We start from the raw sequence: 25,430 nt of genomic DNA, 5'->3' as shown, positions 1-25,430 counted from the left end.
CGGATGAACACAACCATCTGGATCCTGCCGGCGCTCCCGCTCGTCGGGTCGATCGTGTTGCTGCTCGCAGGCAGGCGCACCGACCCGTGGGGTCATCTGCTCGGCTCCCTCATGGCGATCGCCTCTTTCGTCTACGGGTTGGTGCTGTTCACCGACATGCTCGGGCGCCCCGGCGACGAACGCGCCGTCCACGAGGACCTTTTCACCTGGGTGCCCGTCGGTGAGCTGCGTGTGGACTTCGGTCTGCAACTCGACCAGTTGTCGATGTGTTTTGTCCTGCTGATCACCGGTGTGGGCTCGCTCATCCACATCTATTCGGTCAGCTACATGGCCGATGACCCTGATCGCCGGCGGTTCTTCGCCTACCTCAACCTCTTTCTGGCAGCCATGCTTCTGCTGGTCCTCGCCGACAACTACCTCGGTCTCTACCTCGGCTGGGAGGGCGTCGGACTTGCCTCCTACCTGCTGATCGGATTCTGGCATCAGCGCCCGTCGGCGGCCGCAGCAGCGAAGAAGGCTTTTGTGGTCAACCGCGTCGGCGACATGGGTCTTGCCATCGGGATGATGATCATGTTCGCGACGTTCGGGTCGGTGGGCTTCGCCGAGGTGTTCGCCGGAGCCGACGAGGCCGGTGAGACAGTACTGACCTTCCTAGGCTTGATGTTGCTGCTCGCCGCGTGCGGCAAATCGGCGCAGGTGCCGCTGCAATCCTGGCTCGGGGATGCCATGGAGGGCCCCACGCCGGTGTCCGCGCTCATCCACGCCGCGACCATGGTGACCGCCGGCGTCTACCTCATCACCCGGTCGGGCCCGATCTTCGACCTGGCGCCCGGAGCGCAACTCGCGGTGGTGGTCGTCGGCGCGGTCACGCTCTTGTTCGGCGCGATCATCGGCTGCGCCAAGGACGACATCAAGAAGGCCCTCGCCGCCTCCACCATGAGCCAGATCGGTTACATGGTGCTCGCCGCCGGACTGGGGCCGGCCGGATATGCCTTCGCCATCATGCATCTCATCACACACGGCTTCTTCAAGGCCGGTCTGTTCCTCGGCGCCGGGTCGGTGATGCATGCAATGAACGACGAGACCGACATGCGCCGTTTCGGCGGCTTGCGTGCGCTGATGCCGATCACCTTCGTCACCTTTGGGTTCGGCTATCTGGCCATCATCGGGATCCCGCCGTTCGCAGGCTTCTTCTCCAAGGACAAGATCATCGAAACAGCCTGGGCAGCAGGTGGTGTGAAAGGCGTGATCCTGGGCATCGTCACCGTGCTCGGTGCCGGTATCACCGCGTTCTACATGACACGCGTGATGCTGATGACCTTCTTCGGCACGAAGCGCTGGCCGGCTGACACCCTCGGGGTGACCGCGCACCCACACGAGTCGCCTGCCTTGATGACCGGACCGATGATCCTGCTGGCCCTCGGGTCCGTTTTTGCCGGTGGGTTCTTGGCATTCGGTGGTTCACTGCAGCACTGGCTCGAACCGGTGGTCGGTGAGCACCACGACGAGCTGCCCGTTCCCATCTGGGTGATCACCGCCGGCACACTCGCGGTGGTGCTGGCCGGCGTCGCCGTGGCCTGGCGGCAGTACGCCCGACGCGACATTCCCGTTGTCGCACCGAAGGGACGCGCGCTCACCGTCGCAGCCCGCCGCGACCTCTACGGCGACGCATTCAACGAGGCGGCGTTCATGCGACCTGGCCAGAAGCTGACCGGAGCACTGGGGTCGGCGGACTCGAAAGGCGTTGACGGCCTGGTGAACGGACTCGCCGGCGCCGTCGGCGCCACATCCACGCTGTTCCGCAAAGTGCAGACCGGATACGTCCGCTCGTACGCGTTGTCGATGTTCGCCGGAGGCGCCCTGTTGGTCGCGATGATGATGTTGGTGAGGGTGTGGTGAACGCAATCCCCTGGCTGACACTGTTGTGGGTGGTACCGGCGATCGGTGCGGTTGTCATCTTGATGCTGCCTCCTCGACTACGAGTGGTCGCCAAATGGGCAGCGCTGGCAACGTCTCTAGGGGTGCTCGCCCTCGCCATTGTGTTGGCGGTCCGCTTCGATCCCGGTGGCGATCAATACCAGTTCGTGGAATCACGCTCGTGGATACCCGCTTTCGGGACCCGCTACGAGCTCGGTATCGACGGCATCGCGCTGGCGCTCGTGGTGTTGACCGCCGTGTTGCTCCCCCTTCTGCTCCTGGCCGGGTGGAACGACGCCGACGCCGACCGACGGCGTGCGACCCATCGCTACGTGGCACTGATGTTGCTGGTCGAGGCCATGGTCATGGTGTCGTTCACCGCGCTCGACATCTTCCTCTTCTACATCTTCTTCGAAGCCATGCTGATCCCGATGTACTTCCTCATAGCGGGTTTCGGTGCGGCAGAACAGGCCCCGGGCCAGCGGTCGCGCGCGGCGGTGAAGTTCTTGCTGTACAACCTCGCCGGGGGCCTGGTCATGCTGGCCGCGGTGATCGGCCTGTACGTGGTGACCGCCGACCAGGGCGGCGGCACGTTCGACTTCCGCGAGATCGTTTCGGCCGTCTCCTCCGGCTCGCTGGACATCGACCCGACTGTCGGCAAAGCTCTGTTCCTGGGCTTCATGTTCGCCTTTGCGGTGAAGGCACCGCTGTGGCCGCTGCACACATGGCTCCCGGATGCGGCAGTACAGGCCACCCCCGCCGGCGCGGTGCTGATGATGGCCGTGGTGGACAAGGTCGGCACCTTCGCGATGCTCCGGTACTGCGTGCAGTTGTTCCCCGATGCGACAAGGTATTTCACCCCGTTGATCGTCACACTGGCGGTCATCGGCATCATCTACGGCGCCATCCTCGCGATAGGCCAGACCGATCTGATGCGACTGATCGCCTACACGTCGATCTCCCACTTCGGCTTCATCATCCTGGGCATCTTCGCACTCACCAGTCAGGGACAGTCCGGTTCCACGCTCTACATGGTGAATCACGGCATCGCCACCGCGGCACTGATGTTGATTGCCGGGTTCCTGGTGTCGCGGCGCGGATCACGGGCCATCGCCGATTTCGGCGGGGTTCAGAAAGTCGCACCACTGCTGGCCGGCACTTTCCTGGTGGCGGGCCTGGCGACTCTGTCGCTTCCCGGGCTGGGTCCGTTTGTCAGCGAGTTTCTGGTCTTGATCGGCACTTTCACCCGCTACCCGGTGGCGGCCGTCTGCGCCTCGGTGGCTCTGGTGCTCGCCGCAATATACGTGCTGTGGATGTACCAGCGGGTGATGACCGGCCCCGTGAACAAGGGCACCGAGCGCCTCACCGATCTGCACGGCCGCGAAATGCTGGTGGTGGCACCCCTTCTGGCGCTGCTGCTGGCGCTGGGCATCTATCCCGCACCGGTGCTCGACGTCATCGATCCAGCCGTGGGCCACACCCTCACCGTCATCGACGAGCGTGACCCCGCACCGGCTGTTGCCGAGCCCGATGGAGGTGACCGATGAACGGTTGGGCGTTGGATACTGCCCAGGACGTGCTGCCCGCGCCGTCGATCGAATACGCACAACTCTCACCGATGTTGATCGTGTTCGCGGCGGCGGTGGCCGCAGTACTGGTCGAGGCGTTTGCACCCGATCGATTCCGGTACGCGTTGCAGCTTCTCCTGAGCGTCGGTGGCCTGGTGGCAGCATTCACAGCTGTTGTGGCACTGGCCGGTACACGCGAATCCGTGGCGGTCGGCGCCGTGGCGGTCGACGGCCCGGCACTGTTCATGCAAGGCACGATCTTGGTGGTGTCGGCGTTGTCCATCCCCCTCATCGCCCAGCGGACCATGGCGGGCGTGACCGTCGGCGCCGGGGTGGGCGCGGCAGCCGGTGGCCGGGTGAAGTCGCTGGACGCGTTCACATCTGCTGCGTCCACCGTGCCGGGCAGCGAGCCGGAACGACGAGCGACCACTGCCGGACTCGCGCAGACGGAAGTGTTCCCCCTCATGCTGTTCGCGGTCGGCGGCATGCTGTTGTTCCCCGCGGCCGACGACCTGCTGACCATGTTCGTGGCGCTCGAAGTACTGTCGCTGCCGTTGTATCTGATGTGCGGTCTTGCGCGTCGTCGCCGGCTGCTCTCGCAGGAAGCGGCGTTGAAATACTTTCTGCTGGGCGCCTTTTCATCGGCGTTTTTCCTCTTCGGGGCGGCGTTCCTCTACGGCTACGCCGGGTCGGTCGACTTCCCGGAGATCGCCGCAGCCATCGACGCCGAGGCCGGTGACAGGACGCTCGCTTTGATCGGGGCGGGCCTGGTCTCGATCGGCTTGCTGTTCAAGATCGGTGCGGTGCCGTTTCACTACTGGGTCCCGGACGTCTACCAGGGCGCGCCGACGCCCATCACCGCCTTCATGGCCGCAGCCACCAAGGTCGCCGCGTTCGGTGCGATGTTGAGATTGTTCTACGTGGCCCTGCCCGGTTTGAAAGACGAGTGGCGTCCGGTGTTGTGGGCGGTTGCGATCCTGACGATGGTTGTCGCCTCCGTCGTTGCGATCACCCAGACCGACATGAAGCGCATGCTCGCGTATTCCTCTGTGGCGCACGCCGGTTTCATCCTGACCGGTGTTGTCGCCCTCAACCGCGCAGGACTGTCGTCCACGATGTTCTACCTCGTCGCCTACGGATTCAGTACCGTCGGCGCATTTGCCGTGGTGACCCTGGTGCGGGACCGGGCAGGCGAGGTCGGCGAGATGTCGCGGTGGGCGGGTCTGGGACGGCAGTCTCCGTTGGTGGCCGGGACTTTCGCGTTGTTCCTACTCGCGTTCGCCGGCATCCCTCTGACAAGCGGCTTCGTCAGCAAGTTCGCGGTGTTTCAGGCGGCTGCGTCCGGCGGCGCCGTTCCGCTGGTGATCGTCGGGGTGCTGAGCAGCGCAATCGCCGTGGTGTTCTACGTCCGGGTCATCGTGCTGATGTTCTTCTCCGAGCCACCTGTCGACAACGCCCCCACCGTAGTCGTACCGAACACGGCGACCACCTTTGTCATCGGTCTCGGCGCTGTCGCGACAATCGCCCTCGGCATCGTTCCTCAACCGCTCCTCGACCTCGTGAATCAGGCAGCGGCCTTTCTGAGTTGAGCCCGGCCCTCACACCTTGCCTTCTCGACCCGCGGACTCCACTCGCATCAGCCCGTGTCCGTTCGACCCCGCGGTCGCGGCAGTGAGGGTGATGCGTGCGCCGTGCCATGGCCCGTCCGAAAACCGCACTCTGACCACGTATTCGGCCCGAGGTATACGTTCGGTCGCCACCGCGATCTGGGCTTCCATGACCGTGGACATGTCGTCGGGATGGAACTCTGCATTCTGCGTGGCCCATCGATCCAGCGGGGCAGGCGGCTCGGTCAGCCATTCGGTGACGATGCCCGTCGCGAAGTCGACATGCCCGATGCCCCACTCCCCTTCCACCAGCCGCGCGACCACCCGGGCCGTCCGGCGGTTGTAGGCTGCGGCCGAACTGGGTTCGCGCACGTCGGTGATGTCGTGGACGATTCCCCGCAACCCCCAGGTGTCGTCGCGGTTCTTGACCGCGCGCATGGTCATGTACACCTGGGCCAGATCCCCATCGTCCCGGCGGACGGTGATGTCGCTGTCGAATGCTTCGCCGTCCGTGATGTTCCCCGCCATGATGTCGGCCACATACGTGCCGAGTTCGCCCTCGCGGGGGAACGCCTCGAAGTACTTGAACACCTCGGGGCTCACCCGGGTCGTCTGTGGATCGGTGATGCCGAGGATCTCGGTCTCGATGGTCGGCCCATGATGGGTCAGCTGTGTTGCCGGATCCCAGAGGAACGCTCCGACCAGCCGGCGGGGTGGCGGCAGCTCGTGCTCGAGGCCCACCCACACCTGGACGCCGTAGACACTGCCTCCGGGTCCTTCGACGGGATGCCCGACCATCATCAGCGATTCGTTCTTGTCGGCGGAGAGCACTCGGCGAACGGTGCTCCGCGAGCCGGCAACGTCGCCGACCATCGTGAGAAGTGCCGCGGTCACCTGGGGACTCCGCAGATTGTCGCGCCGGCGGATCGACGAATAGCGCCGTGGCCTCACCCTGTCGAACACGAGAGTGGGCTCTCCATTGCCCATGCACTCGATGAGAATCCAGCCGTGACCCATGAAGACCCCCAACACAAGAAATCGCTGTCATGCCGCACCACCGCTGCGACGGATACCCCGGTCACCGATTACACCCCACCGCCCGGGTGCGACCTCATGCGGAACCATCGGACTCGATACAACACAGAAACAGCCCCTCACCTAAATCAGGTGAGGGGCTGTTCGCTGGCGGTGGCGGAGGCGGAGGGATTTGAACCCTAATCGACACCGTGGTCAGGGTTCAACACCTCCCCTAGCTGCACTCACTCGTCGATGCGCATCACCGTCGATCACCCTAGTTCGCGTGCGATGTCGGCACATTGTGAGCACGCGGCGGTCAGTACTCCAACGCGCCCAGTACTGCATCGCATTGAAATATTCGGTCGTACCGCCCAGCCGAGCGCTGCCTAAGAATCCCCAGATCCACAAGTTTTGCGATCGCAGTGTTAGCAGCCTGGTACGAGACCGAGTAGAGCCTGCTGGCTACCGATGCCGTAATCATCGGATAGCCGACAAGGTCGTCCGCAATCCTCAGTGACACGCCCTTTGCTCCGTGGAGTGTCATCTGGAAGCTCTCCCGGAGGGCCAGGAGCTTGTCTACTCGCGCGACCACTTCGAGAGACTCGCTGTGAATCGCCGCGCAGATGAAACAGACCCAGTCGTCCCATTCACCAGTCTGCGACACCCGAAGGAGTCCGTCTTGGTACTCAGATCTGTTCTGCTCCAACCATGGTGAGATGTTTAAGACTGGGTACTTAAGGTCTCCAGACGACATCATCTGAAGCGCCGCGACGAGCCTGCCAAGCCGGCCGTTGCCGTCGTGGAAGGGATGAAGCGTCTCGAACTGGTAGTGCGCCGCGGCGACACGGATGAGAGTTGGCAGCGAGTGGCTTTCACGAACCCATGCCTCCCAGGCTTGGAGGCCATCGATCAGTCGATGATCCGCTGGTGGAGGTACGAACCGTGCTGACGCAACACGGCGATTTCCTACACCGATGAAAACCTGGGTGGTCCGAACGCTGCCGGCAAGGTTGCCATCGCTCGCAGTTCCCCGAAGCAGTTCTGCCTGCAGATCCTCGAGCAGTCTCACGGTGATCGGATGGCCGCGCTCGAGAAGTTCGTACGCCCGCTCGGCCGCGGTGACGTAGTTCCGCACTTCCCCAACAGAGTCTGTGAGCTCATCCCTCTCAAGAAAATCGGCCTCAAACACGTCGGACAGTGCAGCGTAAGTGCCCTCCAAGGCCGACGTACTGACGGCCTCCCGGCGAGTAGCTGGTCGTGCAAGTAGTGCAGGGTTTGGCAATAGCGACGCGGCCTGATCCGCGCGCGCGAGGGCCGCGGTCGCGTCGACAACCGCGGTGTAGGTGGACGCTTTGAGGCTAAGTTCAACCGGCAGATCCACGGGCACGAACGCAACGCACTCGTACTCCTCCCGGAACCGTGGGTCGTAGCCACTAATGGGAACCAACGTCCCTACTGGGCTGTCCTTTAACTTTGCTTCGTCCATGACCTCAACCTTGAAAACCAACAGTGTGATTTCAAGGTTACAGGCTCAACCTTGAAAACGGACCGTGCAAATTCAAGTTTGGGGCCCACCCTAACGCCGCTACACGAACCTTGACGGGCTCCTTCTGTGCGTTGGTACAGCACCTGTCGGCCAGAGTGTGAAAGCACCGGTGATTGGCCGTCTCGCTGCACAATCCATTGCCGATCGACGACGAAGACAGCCGATGGTGGATTGACGCAGGTCTGGGTCAGGCGGTGGCAATCTCGGCGAGTGCGCCTGATGCCGCGCCGGTCACTGCGGTTCCGAGGAACGGCTTCGGTGCTGGCGGCGGTGACTTTCCCGTCAGCAGAGGCTTGCACATCGGCACCTTCACTTGTTGCTGCAGAGGCTAATACGCGGACGACGCCCTCGCGGGCCACAGTGAGTGATGTGGGCAGACATTCCCCTCAAGGCACAGAAACAGCCCCTCACCTGGATCAGGTGAGGGGCTGTTCGCTGGCGGTGGCGGAGGGATTTGAACCCTCGGTACGGGGTTACCGTACACAGCATTTCGAGTGCTGCACCTTCGGCCGCTCGGACACGCCACCGCCGAAAACTGTACCGCAGGGCCGGGCTGAGCCAACAATCCGCTGGTCAGTCCGGCTGTACAGACAGCCTTCGGCGGTATGAGCGGCTCTTAGTGGCCGGTCAGCTTGTCTTTGAGGTTGTCGACGCCACCCTTGACGGCGTCGGCAGCGTCAGAGACCTTCTGCTTCGCGCCGGCACTGGCTTGATCGCCCTTGCCTTCGTTCTTGAGGTCGTGGTCGTTGGTCAGGCTCCCTGCGGCTTCTTTCCCGCGGCCCTTGAGATCTTCGGCCTTGTTCTTGGCATCGTCGGATACAGCCATGGATCCTCCTAATTGACTCGATCTGTGACCAAAGGTGCATCACACGCGACTGTCGCGTGGTTCAGGGGTACCCACTGCCACTCGATTCCAACCCGATTCACGAGTCGGCGATCACCCGCGTCGGCTATGACCTCACGAGGGTCGTTGAGCAGCGAAGAACTCGCGCAGGACCGCGGCACACTCGTCGGCGAGTACACCGCCGCGCACCTGTGGACGGTGGACGTTGCGTCGGTCGCGCACCACGTCCCACAAAGAGCCCACGGCCCCTGTCTTCGGCTCCCACGCACCGAACACCAGCCGATCGAGTCTGGCCAGGGTGATGGCGCCCGCGCACATGGTGCACGGCTCGAGGGTCACGGCGATGGTGCAACCCGTGAGCCGCCATCCGTCGCCGACCACGTCGACCGCTTTTCGGATCGCGAGGATCTCGGCGTGTGCGGTGGGATCGGAGGTCGCCTCGCGCGCGTTTGCGGCCTGCGCGATGGCGGTGCCGCTGGAATCAAAGACCACCGCGCCCACGGGCACGTCTCTGGGGTCGGCTCCGGCGGCGGCCGCTAGTGCCGCCTCGATCATCTGCTCATCGGTACCCATGTCACCCGACTCACGAAAAGTGCTCAGTGACCGAGCTTCTCGAGCGTCTTCGACAGCTCGTCCGCGAAACCGAGTCGGGCGGCGATCATCCCGATCTGTTCGTCGGCATACAGATCCGTGTCACCGACGATGATGCTCATCACCGAGTCCGGCAGACCGAGGTCGGCGAGAATGGCCAGATCGCCTTCTTCCCACGGTTCGACATCATCGATCTCGTCGGGGTCGATGTCGGGGATCTCGACATTGAGCACGTCGAGTACATCGGCGGCGATGTCGTAGTCGATTGCCGCTGTGGCGTCCGAGATCAAGAGTTTTGTTCCCGACGGCGACGGCCGCACGACGATGAAGAACTCGTCGTCCACGTCGAGCAGTCCGAACACCGCTCCGGCGCTGCGCAGGCCCCGCAACCGATTCTCGGCTTCACCGAGTTCGGCCAATGCACTGCGATCCATTGCGGTGAGGGTCCACTTGCCGTCCTCCCGGACGACCGCAATGGCGAAACCATCTACATCATCCGCACCTGCAGCTGCCATGCGGTCACGGTAGCGGTCGGCGCGGGTAAACCCAACTCTCTACGAGCAGCCGCGTGACCTGCGTACCGCCCGCATGTGCCAATCTGATCGAGTGACCGCGACCTCGCCACAGCCCCGGCCCTCTGTCTGTGTTCTGGGCCTGGGTTTGATCGGCGGTTCGTTGCTGCGGGCACTGGCCGCCAGCGGTCGGCCGGCGTTCGGTTACAACCGCTCCGAGGCCACCGTCGCCGCTGCCGCCGAGAGCGGGTTCGACGTGTCCACCGACCTCGTCGCGACCCTCGCCCGCGCAGCGGAGCAGTCGGCGTTGATCGTGATCGCGACGCCTGCCCCCACAGTTGCCGCGATCGTCGCGGCCGTCGCCGAGCACGCTCCCCGGTGTCCGCTGACCGATGTGGTGAGCGTGAAAAAGCCGGTCGCCGACGCGGTTCACGCACAAGGGCTCAGCAGCAACTTCGTGGGCGGCCACCCGATGGCGGGTTCGGCCGACTCGGGCTGGGCGGCCACCGACCCCGCTCTTTTCGACGGCGCGGTCTGGGTGGTCGCCACCGACGACGGCGCCGATCCCCACGTGTGGCGGACCGTTGCGCAGCTCGCCCTCGAGGTCGGGTCCCGCGTGATCCCCGCGGCGTCCGATGAGCACGATCGCGCTGTCGCGGGCATTTCCCATCTACCTCACCTCACGGCCGCCGTGACCGCTGTGGTGGGCGCCGGCGAAGGTGAACTCGCGTTGCGGCTCGCGGCGGGCTCGTTCCGCGATGGGACACGCGTCGCCGGCACCAAACCCTCTGCGCAGCGGGCCATGCTCGAGGCGAACGACATCGCCTTGCTCAGCGCACTCAGCGAAACCATCGACCGCCTCACCCGTGCCCGCGACCAACTGCGCGACGAGGGCTCGGTGGAGATCCTCGTCGACGACGGTCACCGCGCACGCAAGCGCTACGAGCAGATCAACGCTACCGCCGACGTGCCCGTCACCGACGTGGTGATCGGTTCCGACGGCTGGGAGGCGGCCCTGCGTGACGCCGCCCGCCGCGGCGGGGTGTGGACGGGTCAGACCCGTTCGGCCAACCCCGGGTAGTTGATGACAAAGCCGTTGTCGTCGACGGTGAGGGTGGTGTCGGCCACCGGTGAGACCACCCCGACGCCATCGTCACCGGGTGTGTATTGCAGCGTTGCCGACTTCACCTCGCCCGTGGGCAGGTAGAGGTAGGCAACGGGGACGGCGACCGGCGCGGCCGCGGGTTTGCCCAGGCCCAGCCTGCGGATCGGCAAGGCGTTGAAAAAGGGACTGAGTGCCAGGTCGACGTCTTGTGCACCGCCGAAGTCGCTGCGTTCCATGCCGCGGGCAGTCTGGACCAGCCAGGTGTCCTCGTTGTCGCGGGTGATCGAGATCTGGGCGTCCCCACCCGCGCGCACGAGGTGCAGCGACAACCGCTTGGTGACACCGGCATCGTTGGTGACCAGGTCGTACGAGGCGCTGAAGGCCTCTCGGTCGGCGGTTGCCGCAGCAACGATTCGCCCATACGCCTTCACCCGATTCCCGGTGACCGCGACACGCACCTGCTCGAGTCGATCCTCGCCTATCCCACGCCAGGTCATCACTGTCTTGAAGTCGCTGTTGTCAGAGACACCGGCCGACCCTGGCTGGAGCACGGTTGCCTCTTGGGACACGTCTGGGGAATTCACACCTTCAAGGTAGGCGACCAGACCCCATGTTTCCGAACCAATGGCACACATTGGCCGGTCCACCCCTTTGATCAGGCGGTGGACAGGTCAGGAGTGCGTCGCAACCGTCCAGTCCCCGGGACCGACGCCCAGCTGACACCTGCGAGGATGCCGTCGAGAATCAGGGCCAACAGCGTGACCAGCAGCGACCCAGCGATCATCGGCGGGTAGTCATAGGTGGCGAGGCCGTCGAAGATCGGGCGTCCGAGGCCACCCAGGCCGGCGTAGGCGGCGATGGCTGCGGTTGCCACCACCTGCAGCGTGGCGTTACGCAGGCCACCCAGGATGAGTGGGAGTGCGTTTGGTAACTCCACTCTGAGCAGCACCTGCAGATGGCTCAAGCCCATGGCCCGGGATGCGTCGACCACTGCCTTGTCGACATTGGCGACCCCCGCGTAGGTGCCGGCCAGCAGCGGCGGGATCGCGAGGACGATCAGCGCGATGATCGTGGGGGTGAGTCCGAGACCCATCCACAAGATGAAGAGCAGTAGCAGACCCAGGGTCGGCAACGACCTCAGGACGTTCACCAGTCCCACCACCGCCACCTCTCCCTTGCCGGTGTGACCGATGAGCAGACCGATCGGGACCGCGATCAACGCCGCGACCGCCACTGCGTAGAAGGTGTAGCCGATGTGTTGGCCGATCTCGACCAGCAATCCATCGGAGTCCTCGGTGCCGGTCCAGTTCGTTCCGGTGGACAGGTAGCTGACGGTGTCGCTGAAGATGTTGCTCATGCCGGTGCCGCCTCCTTGGCCAGGTTCATCCGGCTACGTGCCAACCTGCCCGGTCCCCGGCCGACGCGTGCCCACGGGGTCAGCACCCGGCCGATCACCACGAGGACCAGGTCGATCACCAGTGCGAGAACCACCACGGCGATGATGCCGGCGACGATCTCGTCGGTGTAGTTGCGGCTATAGCCTTCGGTGAACAACCGTCCCAGGCCGCCGAAACCGATGACCGCACCTACCGACACCATCGAGATGTTGGTCACCGACACCACGCGAATGGTGGCGATCAGCACCGGGATCGACAGGGGCAGTTCCACCTTGAGCACGCGTTGCCACGGCTTGTATCCGATGGCCTTGGCGGCATCGACAGCGGCCGGAGGCACGGCGTCGAGCGCTTCGGGAACCGAACGCACAAGCAGCGCAGTCGAATACAAGGCCAGCGCCACCATCACATTGACGTCGGAGAGAATGCGCGTGTTGATCAGCGAGGGCAGAACGATGAACAGAGCGATGGACGGGATGGTGAAGATGATCGAGCCGATCACGATGGTCACCCGCCGCGCCGGCCGGGACCGGTACACCAGGAGACCCAGCGGAATCGCGATGACCAGCGCCACCGCCAGCGGGATCATCGATAGTTTGATGTGCTCGAGCGTCAGTTCCCATACCTTCGAGAAGTGGTCGAAGAGGTAATTCATGATGCCGACTTGCGCTGCTGTTCGAGAGCAGCGAGCACGTCGGCGGCGCGGACCCCTCCGCTCACGGTCCCTTGGCCGTCCACCACCACACCGATTCCCGAGGGCGAGGACAACGCGGCATCGAGTGCCTGGCGCAACGACCCGGACTCACTGAACAGCGACCCACCGGCTGAACAACTGTCGTACAGCGACGCCCCACCGGAATGCGCCCGCACCCCATCGGCGTCGACCCAACCGAACGGGGTTCCGTTCACCGTCACCAGCCGCCATTCGTCGGCGCCGAGGACCAGCCCGTCGATCTGCGCTTCGGTGATCGGTTCGAGCGGCTCGATCTTCACGTCCTGACCCGAATTGAACTGCAGCAGACGATATCCGCGGTCGCGGCCGACAAATGAGGACACGAACTCGTCGGCGGGCGCGGCGAGCAGTCGCGCCGGGGTGTCGAATTGGCGCAGGACACCGCCTTTGCCGAAGATCGCGATCCGGTCGGCGAGCTTGACGGCCTCATCGATGTCGTGGGTGACGAAGACGATGGTCTTGCGCAGCTCGGCCTGCAGTCGGAGCATCTCGTTCTGCAGGTCCTCGCGCACGACGGGATCGACAGCACTGAACGGCTCGTCCATCAGCAGGATGGCCGGATCTGCAGCCAAAGCCCTTGCCACACCGACACGCTGTTGCTGTCCGCCCGACAGCTGGCCCGGGTACCGGGTGGCGACGGTCGAGTCCAGACCGACCCGCTCGAGGAGTTCGAGCGCCGCGCGCCTGGCCGACTTGCGCGACTCGCCCTCAAGCACCGGGACGGTGGCCACGTTGTCGACCACTCGCTGGTGGGGCATCAGACCGGCGCTCTGGATCACGTAACCGATACCGCGTCGCAGCGTCACCGGGTTGGTGGTGCTCACGTCTTGTCCGTCCACCTTCACGGTGCCGGACGTCGGATCGATCATCCGGTTGATCATGCGCATCGAGGTGGTCTTGCCACATCCCGACGGACCCACAAAGGCAGTGAAGCTGCCTTCTTCGATCTCCAGGGTCAGGTTGTCGACCGCGGTGGTGCCGTCAGGGTAGGTCTTGGTCACCGCATCGAAGGTGATCATCGGCTTCCTTCCATCGGTCATCTCATGACCCCAGCTGCTTGTTGAGCCCGTGGTCTCTCACCCAGCGTTCTGCCGCGTCCTCGACTTCGAGTTTCTGTGTACCCGAGACCATCTCGTTCAGGTTTCGGAGTTCCTCCACGGTCAGCTGTGCCGACACCGCGTCGAGCACCTTGCGTAGCTCCGGCGAGTCCTTCGACTTCGCCAGCACCGGCACGATGTTGTTGGCGGGGAAGTTGTGTTTCGGATCTTCGAGCACCACAAGGTTTTCCGTGGTTATCGCGGGCGTTGTGGTGTAGATGTCGGCGGCGGTGACCCGTCCGCTGGTCAGCTCGTTGATGGTGGCCTGTCCGCCGCTGTCGTTGTTGGGTTTGAAATCCACGTCCAGCCCGTAGTTTCGGCGTAGGCCCGGTACCCCCACCTCACGGGTGGCGAACTCACTGTTGGCCATGAAGCTGACGGTCTCCGACTGCGCCACTCGAGCGAGGTCTGCGATGGACACCAGGTTCCACTTCTCTGCGCTCTGTCGGGTGACGGTCACCGAGTCCGAGTTGGACCCGGGAGCCGGCGTGTAGGTCAGCAGATCGTCACCGAGTACTGCGGGCAACGCATTCTCGATGTCGGGCAACGACGTCAGCGACGAGTACTTCGTCACCTCGTCCTCGGACAGGCCGGGAGCGGCCGCTGCCAGATACTGGAGCAGGTTCCCTATGTAGTCGGGGGCGATGTCGATGTCGCCGGCGCGCAGGGCGGGAAGGTAACGCTCACGGGTACCCGAATTGAGCTGGTTCTCGGCCGTGAACCCGTTGGCCTCGAGAACGTCGATGTAGATCTGACCGATGATCTGGCTTTCCAGCACGCCCCCTGATCCGACGACGACGTGACGGGGATCGGGATCACGCGATCCCGCACGGTTGAGGGGATCGAAGCATCCTGCCACGACGGTCGCCAGCAGCATGACGATCAACGGCACCAGGGTGAGCCTGATCCAGGTCCGCCGGCGAGGGAGCGTTCGCATCTGTTCCATAGAACACCACCGCAGCGACGGCGTCAGCATGGCCGGCCGATTTCGTTCATGGTGAGCCGAACTCGACGTGCCGACCTCTCAGAGTCGATGGGCGCGGTACACGTGCGTCCGGTAGGGCAACACGATGACACCGTCGCCGTCGGCCACATCATCCGCCAGCTCCTGCACCCCCGCCAGGATCCGGGTGCGTTCGGCCTCGGCTGCGGTGATGACATGGCTGCGCGACGCTGCCATCGCAACAAGCTGTTCCGATGTCATCCGACGCTCCCAGTCGAAGGCCTTGTGTTCCAACGAACCGAAGTGCGTTCGTAACCGGGGTCCTCCCCTGGCCACGAACAATTCGGCAGCGCTGGCGGACATGATGTCGGTGAGCGCGGCCACCCACGGAACCGACTCGTCCCGGATGTTCCACACCAGGCCGATCCGCCCACCGGGCTGCAGTACCCGGGCGGCTTCGGCGGTCGCCGGCTCGGGCTGCACCCAGTGCCAGGCCTGGCCATAGGTCAGGACATCGGCCACCGAGTCGTCGAGTGTCGTCTGCTCGGCAGTGCCCGATACCGAGTGCACCGTCGGCAACGCCGAGGACAATGCGTCGAGCATCACCCGATCGGGCTCCACCGCGATCACCGTCCGTCCCGGCGACAGAAGCGACGCGGTGAGTTTGCCTGTGCCGGCACCGATGTCGACGACCACTCGGGCGTCGGACGGAACGAGATGGGCGATTGCAGCTTCCGGATAGTCCGGCCGGCCCTTGCTGTACGACGCTGCTTCGCGACCGAACGACGTGGCCATCCGCGCTTGCCTGTGAGGGTCGGTCATTGCCACGACGTCCTGTCCCTGGTTGCACTCACCACCACGTACGGGGCCGCGAAGGTCACCGAGCCGTCGGCGTGCGCGAGGTCACCGAACACGTCCCGAAAACCGTTGACAACCTGCTGACCTCGTTCGTCGTCGATCATCGACAGCAGGTTGACGTGCACCGGGGACTCACTGGTCACCAAATGCATCGCCTCGTCCACGGAACCGAACTGCCACAGATGGTCGCGCTCGTCCACCACAACATCGATGAAGCCATCGGCGAGTCTCTGTTCGATGGCTGCCGGGTCGGCCCACGATTCGGGCGACACGTCACCGAACTGCGGCGCCGGCGACGGGCCGAGCACGTCGGCGATCGGTGCGAACAGCGGTTGGTCCGGCGCCGATGCCCAGGCGGTGTACGCGAATGTCCCGCCGGGCTCCAGCAATCTGCGGACCTCGGTGATCTGAGGTTCGGGCTGCACGAAGATGATGCCCACGCTGGAGAGCACCACGTCGGCCGGTGGCAGTCCGGTCGCGCTCGCGTCCGCACACACCCAGCGGATGTCGAGACCCGAGCGTGCCGCTTCCACCTCTGCTTCTTCGAGCAGTTCGACGGTCAGGTCGACCCCCGTGACCTGAGCCCCTTCACGGGCGCAGAGCAGTGCCGCGCTGCCGGTTCCGCAGGCGAGGTCGTAGACGACCGCACCCACCAAGGGCGTACGACGACCGGTGACGGCCACCAGGTCCTCGGCGAGTGGGACGAGGTGATCTGCCACCGTCCGGTACCGACCCCGAGCCCATGGCGTGCTCATGAGCCGAGATGGACGCAGACCGCCAACACACCCTTCTCGTCGGCGACGACCTTCCCGTCGACCTTGATCGAGCACGTCACGTCATTGCCGTCGATCGAAAATGCACTGAGCTGCAACGTATCCGGCGCGCGGTCGATGGTCTTGGTCCACGGTGTGCGGGGATCGGACTCGGTCTTCTCGCCGTCACGATCGCTGTACAGGATCAGCATCGCCGACCCGGTCACCTCGTACTCGACCGTTCCCGATGTCGAACCCGTGGTGGTGGTTTCCGTGGTGGTGGTGTCGTCGGTTTCCCGGGTGGTTGTCGTCTCCGTGGTCGACGTTGCCGAGGTGGACGTCGCCGATGGCGAGTCGTTGTCGGAATCTCCCATCAGAGCCAGGGCCGCGAACGCTCCGCCGGCGACCACGATCAGTGCGACCACCACGCCCAGGATGATCAGCAGGGTTTTCTTGCTGCCCCCGTCGTCGGGCCCGTTCGGGGGACCGCCGTAGCCGCCTCCATAAGGAGGCTCTCCGTATGGAGGCCCGCCACCATAAGGGTTGTTGCCGTAGGGATTGTTCGGGTCGTACGGCTCCCCATACGCAGGCTGACCTTGGGGACCATAGGCGGGCGGTCCATACGCCGGTTCGCCGTATTGGTTACCGCCGTATTGGGGATCGCCGTATTGGGGAGTCGGGCCGGACCCGTACGCGGGCATCTGGCTGGTACCGCTCGGACCCTGACCCGGCTGATCCGAGGGTTGACCCCAGTACGGCTGTTGCGGTTGCCGAGGATCCTGGCCGCCCCAGTACGGCTCATCCGGCTTGTTGGGATCGTTGCCATATCCGGGCCCCATACGTTTTGCTCCTCAGCTCGACCTTCAGGAGTCAAACACTACCGGCGCGGCGTACGCAGACCTAGAAATCGTTTCCCCATACACGCGCACGGCAAACGGTACGATCAAAGCGCTTCGCGGGCGTCGAATAGCACCGCGTCTCATCCAACGCGATGGAGTTCAAATGTCGAACGAACGTGGATTGATCGCTCCCGCATACACCGGCCGACTCGCTGTCGAGGGTGTCCCGGCACTGAGAATTCCGGACGATTCGATGGAGCCGGAAATCGCGTATCGCTTCATTCACGATGAATTGATGCTCGACGGCAATTCGCGCCTCAATCTGGCTACATTTGTGACCACTTGGATGGACCCGCAGGCCGAGCGATTGATGGCCGAGACGTTCGACAAGAACATGATCGACAAAGACGAGTATCCGCTGACTGCGGCCATCGAGTCTCGGTGCGTGAGCATGGTCGCCGACCTGTTCCACGCTCCCGGACTCGACCCAGAGGACGCATCGACGGCCACCGGCGCCTCCACCATCGGCTCATCGGAGGCCGTGATGCTCGGCGGGCTCGCCCTCAAATGGCGCTGGCGCGAGAAGAAGACGGGTGGCACACCGAACCTCGTCCTCGGCAGCAACGTTCAAGTGGTCTGGGAGAAGTTCTGCCGTTATTTCGAGGTCGAACCGCGCTATCTGCCGATGGAGGAGGGTCGCTACGTCATCACCCCTGAGCAGGTGACCGAGGCGGTGGACGAGAACACGATCGGCGTCGTGGTGATCGCAGGGACCACGTACACGGGCGAACTCGAGCCCGTGAAAGAGGTCGCCGCCGCCCTGGACAAGCTCGCGGCCGATGGCGGCCCGGACATCCCGATCCACGTCGACGCGGCCAGTGGTGGTTTCGTACTGCCGTTCCTGCATCCCGATGTCGAGTGGGACTTCCGGGTGCCGCGCGTGGTTTCGATCAACGTCAGCGGGCACAAGTACGGACTCACTTATCCCGGAGTCGGTTTCGTGGTCTGGCGGGGCAAAGAGGACCTCGCCGAAGACCTGGTGTTCCGCGTCAATTATCTCGGTGGGGACATGCCCACCTTCACCCTCAACTTCTCGCGCCCCGGCAACCAGGTCATCGGCCAGTACTACAACTTCCTGCGGCTCGGGCGCGCCGGCTACACCGACATCATGAAAGCGTTGTCGAGCACGGCCCAATGGTTCGCCGGGCAGATCGCCGAAGAAGAAGAGATCAAGGTCCTGACCGACGGTTCGGCCATCCCTGTCGTGACGTTCAAGCTGAATGATCCCTGCCCGTTCACGGTCTTCGACATCTCTCATGGACTCCGGGTGTACGGCTGGCAGGTACCGGCCTACACGATGCCCGACGACGCCACGGACGTCGCCGTTCTCAGGGTCGTGGTGAGGGAGGGGTTCTCGCGTGACATGGCCCGCGTCCTGCATCAGCACCTCGTCGAGGTGATGGACGGACTACGCAAGATACAGGCCGGCGGCCATTTGAAAACCCAGCATTTTGCTCACTGATTTCTGTCCCTGACATTTGTGTCCTGGGTCACATTGCCACGGGGCGACTCCACCGCAAGCGGCGGGATGGGCGGCGATCGCACCACTGTCCGCCGGGCCGGTGACCACCCTCCTGACGATTGATACGAGTACTTTCTGCTCTTCGGTCGTTAATTCCGCATGTTCTTTTATCAACTCACCAGCAATTACTCATTGACCTGCGACAAGTAGGCGTCTCTCGTGCGACGGTCAGGGCAGTTGGCCAAGTGGCCAGCTGTCCAACCCCTCCAGGGAGAACAAAATGCATTTGTCGACATGCCCACCGATCACCACCCAAAAGCAGAGCGGTTTCGCAGCACGGGGGTTCGGAGCATGAAGGATCCGAAGCTGATGCTGAGTGTTGCCAATGCCATCGAGGAGCGCGCCGACTGGACCCGCACCATCCAAGGTGTCTCCATCGGCATGTGGTTTGCCGTCGCGGTCCGTCCCGGCGCGTGCGGGTCACTCCTCAGCGGTATGGCCGCGATGTACTTTCCGGAGACCGAAGTGTTCGGCGACCCGGGTAAGGCGTTCTACGCCGCGGTGCAGGAGGCCCTGGTGATGAGTTGACCACCAGCCGGCCGTGCGGTCGCCTCGGTGAGGAATGTGTTGCCTGATCGCCGACCATCGCGCCGCTGACTCTCGCAGCATGGCATGGACCACGACGAGGTGGTCCGATGTCATCCTCGAACTCCGTCCCCGCAGCATCACCTGGGACCGGAGACGGTGACGCACGGCCGAAACTAGACCGAGCACCCAGGCGCAGGTGCCAGATCGCCCAAAATCTCTTAGGCTGACTCATCACCACACGTTGAGGAGAATGCTGATGGTCGACAAGGGCAGGAAGTCGACTGCATCCGACATCCCTCTGTCGGACGCCGACGAGTCCGCAGGCGAAGCGATCGCTGAGGCGGTCACCGCGGTCCACCTCGACGACCACCGCTTCGAGATCCCGAGTCAGTTGGCCACAGAGATCTTCGACCAACTCGACGCGTCCATCGACACCACCCGCGCCGTCATGCTCACGCTGAGCGACGATGCGTGCATCATGATCGCGCCCGACGACCCGATGGTCATCTTCGTTCAACGCGATGTGGTCGACACCGGTGCGTGATTCGCCGACGGGTGGTCACCGGAGGTTCTGGGTACAGGGCCGATATGACCCCAGCAGCGAGCACAGCGGATCAGTACTTCGACGTTCTGGTCATCGGCGGCGGTAACGCCGGGATCAGTGCCGCGGCCCGGCTGATCAAGAAGGGCATCACCGACGTCGCTGTCATCGAGCCGCAGAGGGTCCACACCTATCGGCCACTGCTGTCGTATGTGGGTGGCGGTCAGGCGACGTTGAACGACGCCGAACGAACCCAGCGATCGGTGACCCCCGAGCAGTGCACATGGGTTCAGGACACAGCCATCTCGGTTGATGCGCCGTCGCAGACGGTGCTGTGCGCGTCAGGCCGTACCTACCGTTACCGAGACCTGGTTCTCGGGCCCGGGCTCGTCCCGGATGCTGACGCACTACCCGGTGTCGACGCGGCCCTCGAATCCTCTGCTGTCGCCAGCAATTACGTGGACCGGGCCGAGGAGACATGGGAGTTGGTCAAGTCCATGCCCGCTCGCGGACGGGCCGTGTTCACAGTGCCTCGCGCGCCGGTGAGCTGTACCGGCACCACGCTCAAACCACTCTTCCTGGCTGCAGCCCACTGGCAGAAGACCGGCCGACTGCCCGGGGTCGACATCTCCCTGGTGGTCGACCGTCCCGAGTTGCTGGGGGTGCCCGACCTCGACGGTCGGCTGTACAGCCTTCTCGCCGACCTCGACGTGCGGGTGTTGCGCAATACAGCGGTCACCGAGCTCGATCCCGAGGGTCAGCAGATATCGGTGACGGGGGCCACCGGGTCGGTCGAACGACTGCCCTACGACATGCTTCACCTGGTCCCGCCGTTCCGTGGGCCCTTGTGGGTCGAGTTGTCAGGGCTTTCCGGCGCCGATCCCCGGGGTCTCGTCGACATCGACCCCCACACGTTCCGTCATCACACGTACCCCGACATCTGGGCTGCAGGAGACGGGGCCGCGGTGGCCACGGACCCGTCCGGCGGTGCGCTGCGTCGGCAGATCGCAATCCTCGTCGACAACCTGATCGCTGCTCGCGAGGGAAAAGCGTTGGCGGAGTACGACGGATACACGGTCGCGCCCGTCGCCATCGACGGGCACAGGCTGATCGCCGGTGAGTTCGACCGGGCCGGCACCGTCGAGTCATCGTTACCGTCGTTTGTCGACCCGCTCAAACCACGACGATCGGCATGGGCCTTCGACCGCTACGGACTGCCGCAGACGTACTGGAACCTCATTCTCAAGGGTCGGCTCTGAGGCCGGGATCGGCTGCAGCGCCGGCGATTCGGAGCAACACCGGTTCAGAGGTCGGGCAACGTCCACCAGCTGCCGAGTTCTTCATCAAAGGAATCCGGCGAATACCGGCCGAGCCCACTCATCGGATATGCGGTGGTTTCGCCAAACCACACGTGGCCGTCGACGTCGTACAGATCGACGCGGAGGAAATCGAATCCCTGCGCGATGCGTTCGGCGATCGCGATCATCTCCGACAGATGGGGCGGCGCAGGCACCAGCGGGAGGTCCTCCGCCCCGGGATGCGTCGCGACCCGATTCCACGAGGTGTCGTAATACGAGGCCCGCGGATCTGCGACTCGGTCGGAGACCACCAGCACGTATCGCGCGACGCCTGCGAAGACGAAGAACTTGTAGTCCGAGGGGAGGACATCGGATGTACCGATCCGCTCTTCGACCAGGATTCGCGGCGTGGCCCGGCTGTACCCCCACTCGCCCATCAGCTGCCAGTTCTCGTTGTCGAGCCACCCGTCGGTCCGGGCGAGCAGGTCGTCGAGGTCGGGACGTCCGTGGCCCACGATGATCTTGCCGAACCGGTGTGCCGGCTTGAGGATCCACCGATCGGGCAGATCGACCGAGCCCAGGTCCCGCAGATCGGTTCCCGCCCAGAGGGTCTGCGGAACCCTCACAGAATCTCCGGCGGCGGCAGACGCCAGTTCTTTCATGGCCAACTTGTCGCACGTGGGAGCCAGCAACTCGCGGCGGTCATGGCGCACTCGCCAGTTGACCTTGTCGGTGAAACGTTGCGGATTCCGCAGACGCGGCAGGCGTCGGTGAAGGGCACCATAGAACAGAATTCGTCTCGGTGTCAGCGGAATTCGCATGATCGCGGCGAGCGCGACCCGCGCTACGGTGGTGTCAGACATCGGCATCAGACTAGCCCCCTATGGCGGAAGAGGATTACTTTGCAGGACATCACGATCCGGGATTGGTTCGAGAGCTGGCGTCAACTGATCGTCGACGTCGACTACGACAAGGCCCGCACGATGTTCGCCCCCGACGTCGTCGGCTTCGGGACCTACATGCGACTGGTCCGAGGCATCGACGAGTTGGAGAACGAGCAATGGCGTTCCATATGGGGCCGTATCGCCGAGTTCCGTTTCGACCTGGATTCGATGGTGACGGGCACGTCTGATGACAAGCTCACCGGTTGGGGGCTGTGCCTGTGGACCTCTACCGGTTACGCCGAGAACGGGACGCCGTTCGAACGGCCGGGCCGCTCGACGGTCTTGCTGACCCGATCAGACGTCGGCCAACCGTGGCAGGCGATACACACTCATCTTTCACTGGTTCCCGGCACACCGCCGCGCACCTTCGGACCACCGCCCGCCGGCTGAGCCCACTCGAAACCGTTGCGCCGCATGTTTTTCGGTACCCGCTCAACCCCGCAGCGGCCGCCCGCTCACCGTGGGTGGGGTCTTCGCAGCGGGCGTCCAGCTGGTTGCCAGGTTGTCGATCAAGACTGATGTCACCCGGTTCGACGATCGAACCGGATCGACCGAGGAGGCAACATGACACAGCGCAGGCAACGTGATTCGACACCGACCTACGAGGGTCGCCGACTGCCCCGGCCTGCCGACGAGGTGGTCGACCAGGGGTTGGCTTTCGACGTGGATACGTTGTTCAGTCGGCGCAGGATGCTGGCGGTGTTCGGATTGGGTGCAGCCACCGTCGGTTTGGCGGCGTGCGGAGGGTCGAGCAACTCGAACTCGGCCACCAGCTCCGCGACGACGGCTGCATCGACCACAACAAGCACCGGGTCATCGACGGCACTGACCGAAATTCCTGACGAGACAGCAGGCCCCTATCCGGGGGACGGGTCCAACGGACCCAACGTACTCGAACAGAGCGGCATCGTCCGCACCGACATCCGCTCGAGTTTCGGCGACTTCAGCGGGACTGCCGACGGGGTTCCGATGACCTTGCAGCTGACGGTCTCCGACCTCGCCAACGGAGGTGTCCCACTGGAGGGCGCCGCTGTGTACGTGTGGCATTGCACGCGTGAAGGTGGATACTCCCTGTACTCGGACGGGGTCACCGACCAGAACTTCCTGCGCGGCGTCCAGATTACCGATGCGGCCGGAAAGGTCGAGTTCATCAGCATCTTTCCCGCTTGTTACAGCGGCCGCTGGCCTCACATCCATTTCGAGGTCTATCCCGACCAGAACAGCATCACCGATTCCGCCAATGCCATCTCCACCTCGCAGGTCGCGCTTCCACAGGACGTGTGCGACGCGGTCTACGCGACTGCGGGGTACGAGGATTCCGTGGCCAACCTCGCCCGGGTCGGCCTCGACAGCGACAACGTCTTCGGTGACGATTCCGGTGCCGCCCAACTGGCCTCGGTGACCGGCGACGTCACCGGCGGTTACACGGTTGCCCTGGCCGTGGGGGTCGACGCCACCACCGAACCCGCGGGTGGCCAGATGCCCGGGGGCGGTGCCCCACCCGGCGGAATGCCGAACGGTGGCCCGACGGGCTAGCTCGTGCGTCCGTCCACCAGCGCATCACGAAGCTGCAGGACTGCCGCCTTGACCCAGATGTTGGCCCCGAACCCGCCGTGGCTGTTGAGGTAACTGGCGCAGAGCTCGGGCATCGTCGGTGCGTACACAGCCAGCTGTGCGTTCACTGCGGCATGCAACGTCGCCGAACTCACCGTCGCCGAGGCCGGACAGTGCCGGTCGATGAGGGCCATGTACTCGGTGAGCATCTCTGGCGTCACGGTGCCCGTCTGCTCGCCGGACGCGGCCGATGACACTTCTTGGGGTAGTTCAGCCAGCATGATCAGCGCCAACGGGTTGTCCGCCACTATGGGCGCACGATGTTGGGTCATACGTTCAGTGTGCACGTGTCCACTCGAAATGCATATCGATTCGCGGGGGCAGACATGGTGGGGCGACGCGGGCCGCCTTGCCGTGTCAGCGATTCTTAGGCAGTGTTGGGGCATGAGCGAAAACACGAAGGTCACAGTCGAACGCACCATCGATGCGCCCGTCGACGCAGTTTTCGACGTTCTCTCCAACCCCGAGCGGCACCAAGAGCTCGATGGTTCGGGGTTCATCCGCGGCGTGGACCACGCCGATCGGATCCAGCAGGTCGGCGAGGTGTTCACCATGAACATGCAGGGCGACCACATGGGCGGCGAGTACAAGACCGACAACCACGTCTCCGGTTACGCGAAAGACAAGTTGCTGGCATGGAAGACCGCACCCGCCGGTACGGAACCTCCCGGCTGGGAGTGGTTGTGGGAGTTGGAGTCTCAGGGCCCCAACGAGACGCTGGTCCGGCACACGTACGACTGGTCCAAGGTCACCGACAAGAAGCTCCTCGAGCAGGTGAAGTTCCCGCTCGTCACCGAGGACCAGTTGTCCGACACCCTTGCGCGACTGGCCGCAGCGACTGCTTCCTGACCTGACCGAGCAGGTCACGAACCCCCGGCTGCATCTATCCTGACCGGATGCACACCGACTCGGATGTCGCCGCTGCGATGACAAGAGAGCCGGCGACCAGGGAAGCGATTGCTGCAGCGATCCGCGACGACGTTCTCGATGGGAAGCTGCAACCGGGCGACCGTCTCCCGGAACCCATGCTCGCCGAACGATTCGGGGTGTCGCGGGTGCCGGTCCGAGAGGCGCTGTCGCAGTTGCAGAGCGAAGGATTCGTCAACCTCGAGCGCTACAAGGGAGCGACCGTGTCAGGCGCGTCACGGGCCGACGCTATCGAGTTGATGCAGGTCCGTCGAGGTCTGGAGGTGTTCGGTGCCCGACTGGCCGCCGAGCGCAGCGGTGGTGAGTTCGCTGCCGAACTGCGTCTCGTCATCGAGTCGGGAACACAGGCCGAGCGGTTGAAGCATCATGATCAGGTCCCTCCCCTGGTGCTTCGCTTCCACACGCTGATGGCCGAGGCTTCCGGGAACCACGAACTGGCCCGCACTCTCGAACACACGCTGCGGCGCATCGCGTGGGTCTTCGACCGCGACGTGGAGAGCAGGGCCGACGGATGCTGGCGTGACCACACGGCGATTGCCGGTGCCGTTCTGGACGGCTCCCCCTTTCAGGCGGGCTATCTGATGGATGAGCACGTGAAGAAAGACGAAGATCTGGTTCGGCGACTGATCAAGTAGCGCTTCGTATACGAACTCTCGGCCGTTAACTCGAACGT

General features: G+C 64.2%; 27 protein-coding genes and 1 tRNA gene. 12 read left to right on the top strand and 16 right to left on the bottom strand.

Annotated elements, in window-relative coordinates:
- The first annotated feature begins 3 nt into the window (after positions 1-3).
- From nuoL to nuoN, 3 genes are read left to right on the top strand one after another with little or no spacing between them, the layout of a single operon-like run.
- The gene (gene nuoL / locus ACVWY6_RS07155) at positions 4-1,899 is read left to right on the top strand and encodes an NADH-quinone oxidoreductase subunit L (RefSeq protein WP_457537063.1); all 1,896 of its coding nucleotides are present in this window, start codon (positions 4-6) and stop codon (positions 1,897-1,899) included.
- A complete protein-coding gene (locus tag ACVWY6_RS07150) occupies positions 1,896-3,464 on the top strand; it encodes an NADH-quinone oxidoreductase subunit M (RefSeq protein WP_457538528.1) in 1,569 nt (522 codons plus the stop codon). The genes nuoL and ACVWY6_RS07150 overlap by 4 nt, the downstream gene beginning before the upstream one ends.
- The gene (gene nuoN / locus ACVWY6_RS07145; RefSeq protein ID WP_457537061.1) at positions 3,461-5,074 is read left to right on the top strand and encodes an NADH-quinone oxidoreductase subunit NuoN; all 1,614 of its coding nucleotides are present in this window, start codon (positions 3,461-3,463) and stop codon (positions 5,072-5,074) included. Before ACVWY6_RS07150 ends, nuoN begins: the two co-directional genes overlap by 4 nt.
- 9 nt (positions 5,075-5,083) lie before the next feature.
- On the opposite strand, the gene ACVWY6_RS07140 is transcribed toward nuoN, so the two are convergent.
- From ACVWY6_RS07140 to ACVWY6_RS07115, 6 genes are all read right to left on the bottom strand, one after another.
- On the bottom strand, positions 5,084-6,109 hold the full coding sequence (locus ACVWY6_RS07140) for a GAF domain-containing protein (RefSeq protein ID WP_457537059.1): 1,026 nt from the start codon (positions 6,107-6,109) through the stop codon (positions 5,084-5,086).
- 316 nt (positions 6,110-6,425) lie between these two features.
- Positions 6,426-7,595 carry a Fic family protein gene (locus tag ACVWY6_RS07135; RefSeq protein WP_457537057.1) on the bottom strand — a complete coding sequence of 390 codons (1,170 nt, stop codon included), beginning with the start codon at positions 7,593-7,595 and terminating at the stop codon, positions 6,426-6,428.
- A 496-nt stretch (positions 7,596-8,091) separates the two neighbouring features.
- Positions 8,092-8,182: transfer RNA gene (locus ACVWY6_RS07130), tRNA-Ser, on the bottom strand.
- An 89-nt stretch (positions 8,183-8,271) separates the two neighbouring features.
- Positions 8,272-8,481 (bottom strand): CsbD family protein, encoded by a 210-nt coding sequence (locus ACVWY6_RS07125; RefSeq protein ID WP_023956656.1) that lies wholly within the window; start codon positions 8,479-8,481, stop codon positions 8,272-8,274.
- 132 nt (positions 8,482-8,613) lie between these two features.
- A complete protein-coding gene (locus ACVWY6_RS07120; protein ID WP_457537055.1) occupies positions 8,614-9,072 on the bottom strand; it encodes a nucleoside deaminase in 459 nt (152 codons plus the stop codon).
- Between the two features lie 23 nt (positions 9,073-9,095).
- Positions 9,096-9,605 (bottom strand): tRNA adenosine deaminase-associated protein, encoded by a 510-nt coding sequence (locus tag ACVWY6_RS07115; RefSeq protein ID WP_023956660.1) that lies wholly within the window; start codon positions 9,603-9,605, stop codon positions 9,096-9,098.
- Between the two features lie 73 nt (positions 9,606-9,678).
- On the opposite strand from ACVWY6_RS07115, the gene ACVWY6_RS07110 reads away from it, so the two are divergent.
- Entirely contained in the window at positions 9,679-10,683 is a 1,005-nt protein-coding gene (locus ACVWY6_RS07110; protein ID WP_457537053.1) for a prephenate dehydrogenase, read from the top strand.
- Here ACVWY6_RS07110 and ACVWY6_RS07105 read toward each other — a convergent pair.
- The 8 genes from ACVWY6_RS07105 to ACVWY6_RS07070 form a co-directional block, all read right to left on the bottom strand.
- The gene (locus ACVWY6_RS07105; protein WP_400726856.1) at positions 10,656-11,207 is read right to left on the bottom strand and encodes a putative glycolipid-binding domain-containing protein; all 552 of its coding nucleotides are present in this window, start codon (positions 11,205-11,207) and stop codon (positions 10,656-10,658) included. The genes ACVWY6_RS07110 and ACVWY6_RS07105 overlap by 28 nt on opposite strands.
- 155 nt (positions 11,208-11,362) lie before the next feature.
- Positions 11,363-12,064 (bottom strand): ABC transporter permease, encoded by a 702-nt coding sequence (locus tag ACVWY6_RS07100; protein WP_457537051.1) that lies wholly within the window; start codon positions 12,062-12,064, stop codon positions 11,363-11,365.
- Positions 12,061-12,756, bottom strand: a complete 696-nt coding sequence (locus tag ACVWY6_RS07095) for an ABC transporter permease (protein WP_023956668.1) — start codon at positions 12,754-12,756, stop codon at positions 12,061-12,063. The genes ACVWY6_RS07100 and ACVWY6_RS07095 overlap by 4 nt, the downstream gene beginning before the upstream one ends.
- Positions 12,753-13,853: an ABC transporter ATP-binding protein gene (locus ACVWY6_RS07090; RefSeq protein ID WP_031331857.1), complete on the bottom strand. Its 1,101-nt coding sequence runs from the start codon at positions 13,851-13,853 to the stop codon at positions 12,753-12,755. Before ACVWY6_RS07090 ends, ACVWY6_RS07095 begins: the two co-directional genes overlap by 4 nt.
- A gap of 22 nt (positions 13,854-13,875) precedes the next feature.
- Positions 13,876-14,868, bottom strand: coding sequence for an ABC transporter substrate-binding protein (locus tag ACVWY6_RS07085; protein WP_457537048.1), 993 nt, complete (start codon positions 14,866-14,868; stop codon positions 13,876-13,878).
- Positions 14,869-14,955: 87 nt separating this feature from the next.
- A complete protein-coding gene (locus ACVWY6_RS07080) occupies positions 14,956-15,696 on the bottom strand; it encodes a class I SAM-dependent methyltransferase (protein ID WP_457537046.1) in 741 nt (246 codons plus the stop codon).
- Positions 15,693-16,487 carry a class I SAM-dependent methyltransferase gene (locus ACVWY6_RS07075; protein WP_084247964.1) on the bottom strand — a complete coding sequence of 265 codons (795 nt, stop codon included), beginning with the start codon at positions 16,485-16,487 and terminating at the stop codon, positions 15,693-15,695. The genes ACVWY6_RS07080 and ACVWY6_RS07075 overlap by 4 nt, the downstream gene beginning before the upstream one ends.
- Complete coding sequence (locus tag ACVWY6_RS07070; protein ID WP_457537044.1) at positions 16,484-17,323, bottom strand: hypothetical protein; 840 nt, start codon at positions 17,321-17,323, stop codon at positions 16,484-16,486. The genes ACVWY6_RS07075 and ACVWY6_RS07070 overlap by 4 nt, the downstream gene beginning before the upstream one ends.
- Positions 17,324-17,486: 163 nt before the next feature.
- Between ACVWY6_RS07070 and ACVWY6_RS07065 the strand changes: the two genes are divergently transcribed.
- From ACVWY6_RS07065 to ACVWY6_RS07050, 4 genes are all read left to right on the top strand, one after another.
- On the top strand, positions 17,487-18,845 hold the full coding sequence (locus ACVWY6_RS07065; protein WP_457537042.1) for a glutamate decarboxylase: 1,359 nt from the start codon (positions 17,487-17,489) through the stop codon (positions 18,843-18,845).
- Between the two features lie 351 nt (positions 18,846-19,196).
- Positions 19,197-19,433 (top strand): hypothetical protein, encoded by a 237-nt coding sequence (locus ACVWY6_RS07060; RefSeq protein WP_030168661.1) that lies wholly within the window; start codon positions 19,197-19,199, stop codon positions 19,431-19,433.
- A 256-nt stretch (positions 19,434-19,689) separates the two neighbouring features.
- A complete protein-coding gene (locus tag ACVWY6_RS07055; RefSeq protein WP_152538024.1) occupies positions 19,690-19,977 on the top strand; it encodes a hypothetical protein in 288 nt (95 codons plus the stop codon).
- 44 nt (positions 19,978-20,021) lie between these two features.
- Positions 20,022-21,233 (top strand): NAD(P)/FAD-dependent oxidoreductase, encoded by a 1,212-nt coding sequence (locus ACVWY6_RS07050; RefSeq protein WP_457537039.1) that lies wholly within the window; start codon positions 20,022-20,024, stop codon positions 21,231-21,233.
- A gap of 44 nt (positions 21,234-21,277) precedes the next feature.
- Here ACVWY6_RS07050 and ACVWY6_RS07045 read toward each other — a convergent pair whose 3' ends face one another.
- Positions 21,278-22,135: an ATP-grasp fold amidoligase family protein gene (locus tag ACVWY6_RS07045; protein ID WP_243404493.1), complete on the bottom strand. Its 858-nt coding sequence runs from the start codon at positions 22,133-22,135 to the stop codon at positions 21,278-21,280.
- Between the two features lie 39 nt (positions 22,136-22,174).
- On the opposite strand from ACVWY6_RS07045, the gene ACVWY6_RS07040 reads away from it, so the two are divergent.
- Together ACVWY6_RS07040 and ACVWY6_RS07035 are read left to right on the top strand one after the other, a co-directional pair.
- Positions 22,175-22,606 carry a YybH family protein gene (locus ACVWY6_RS07040; RefSeq protein WP_457537037.1) on the top strand — a complete coding sequence of 144 codons (432 nt, stop codon included), beginning with the start codon at positions 22,175-22,177 and terminating at the stop codon, positions 22,604-22,606.
- A 174-nt stretch (positions 22,607-22,780) separates the two neighbouring features.
- On the top strand, positions 22,781-23,752 hold the full coding sequence (locus ACVWY6_RS07035) for an intradiol ring-cleavage dioxygenase (RefSeq protein WP_457537035.1): 972 nt from the start codon (positions 22,781-22,783) through the stop codon (positions 23,750-23,752).
- Here ACVWY6_RS07035 and ACVWY6_RS07030 read toward each other — a convergent pair.
- A complete protein-coding gene (locus ACVWY6_RS07030) occupies positions 23,749-24,102 on the bottom strand; it encodes a hypothetical protein (RefSeq protein ID WP_457537033.1) in 354 nt (117 codons plus the stop codon). The genes ACVWY6_RS07035 and ACVWY6_RS07030 overlap by 4 nt on opposite strands.
- 112 nt (positions 24,103-24,214) lie before the next feature.
- On the opposite strand from ACVWY6_RS07030, the gene ACVWY6_RS07025 reads away from it, so the two are divergent.
- Positions 24,215-24,679, top strand: a complete 465-nt coding sequence (locus ACVWY6_RS07025; RefSeq protein ID WP_023956693.1) for an SRPBCC domain-containing protein — start codon at positions 24,215-24,217, stop codon at positions 24,677-24,679.
- 47 nt (positions 24,680-24,726) lie between these two features.
- Positions 24,727-25,392 (top strand): GntR family transcriptional regulator, encoded by a 666-nt coding sequence (locus ACVWY6_RS07020; protein WP_023956697.1) that lies wholly within the window; start codon positions 24,727-24,729, stop codon positions 25,390-25,392.
- Positions 25,393-25,430 lie beyond the last annotated feature (38 nt).

The sequence above is a fragment of the Williamsia sp. R60 genome, from assembly GCF_054063855.1.
Note: the sequence above shows the minus strand (reverse complement) of the source record. Positions and strands in the feature narration are given on the sequence as shown.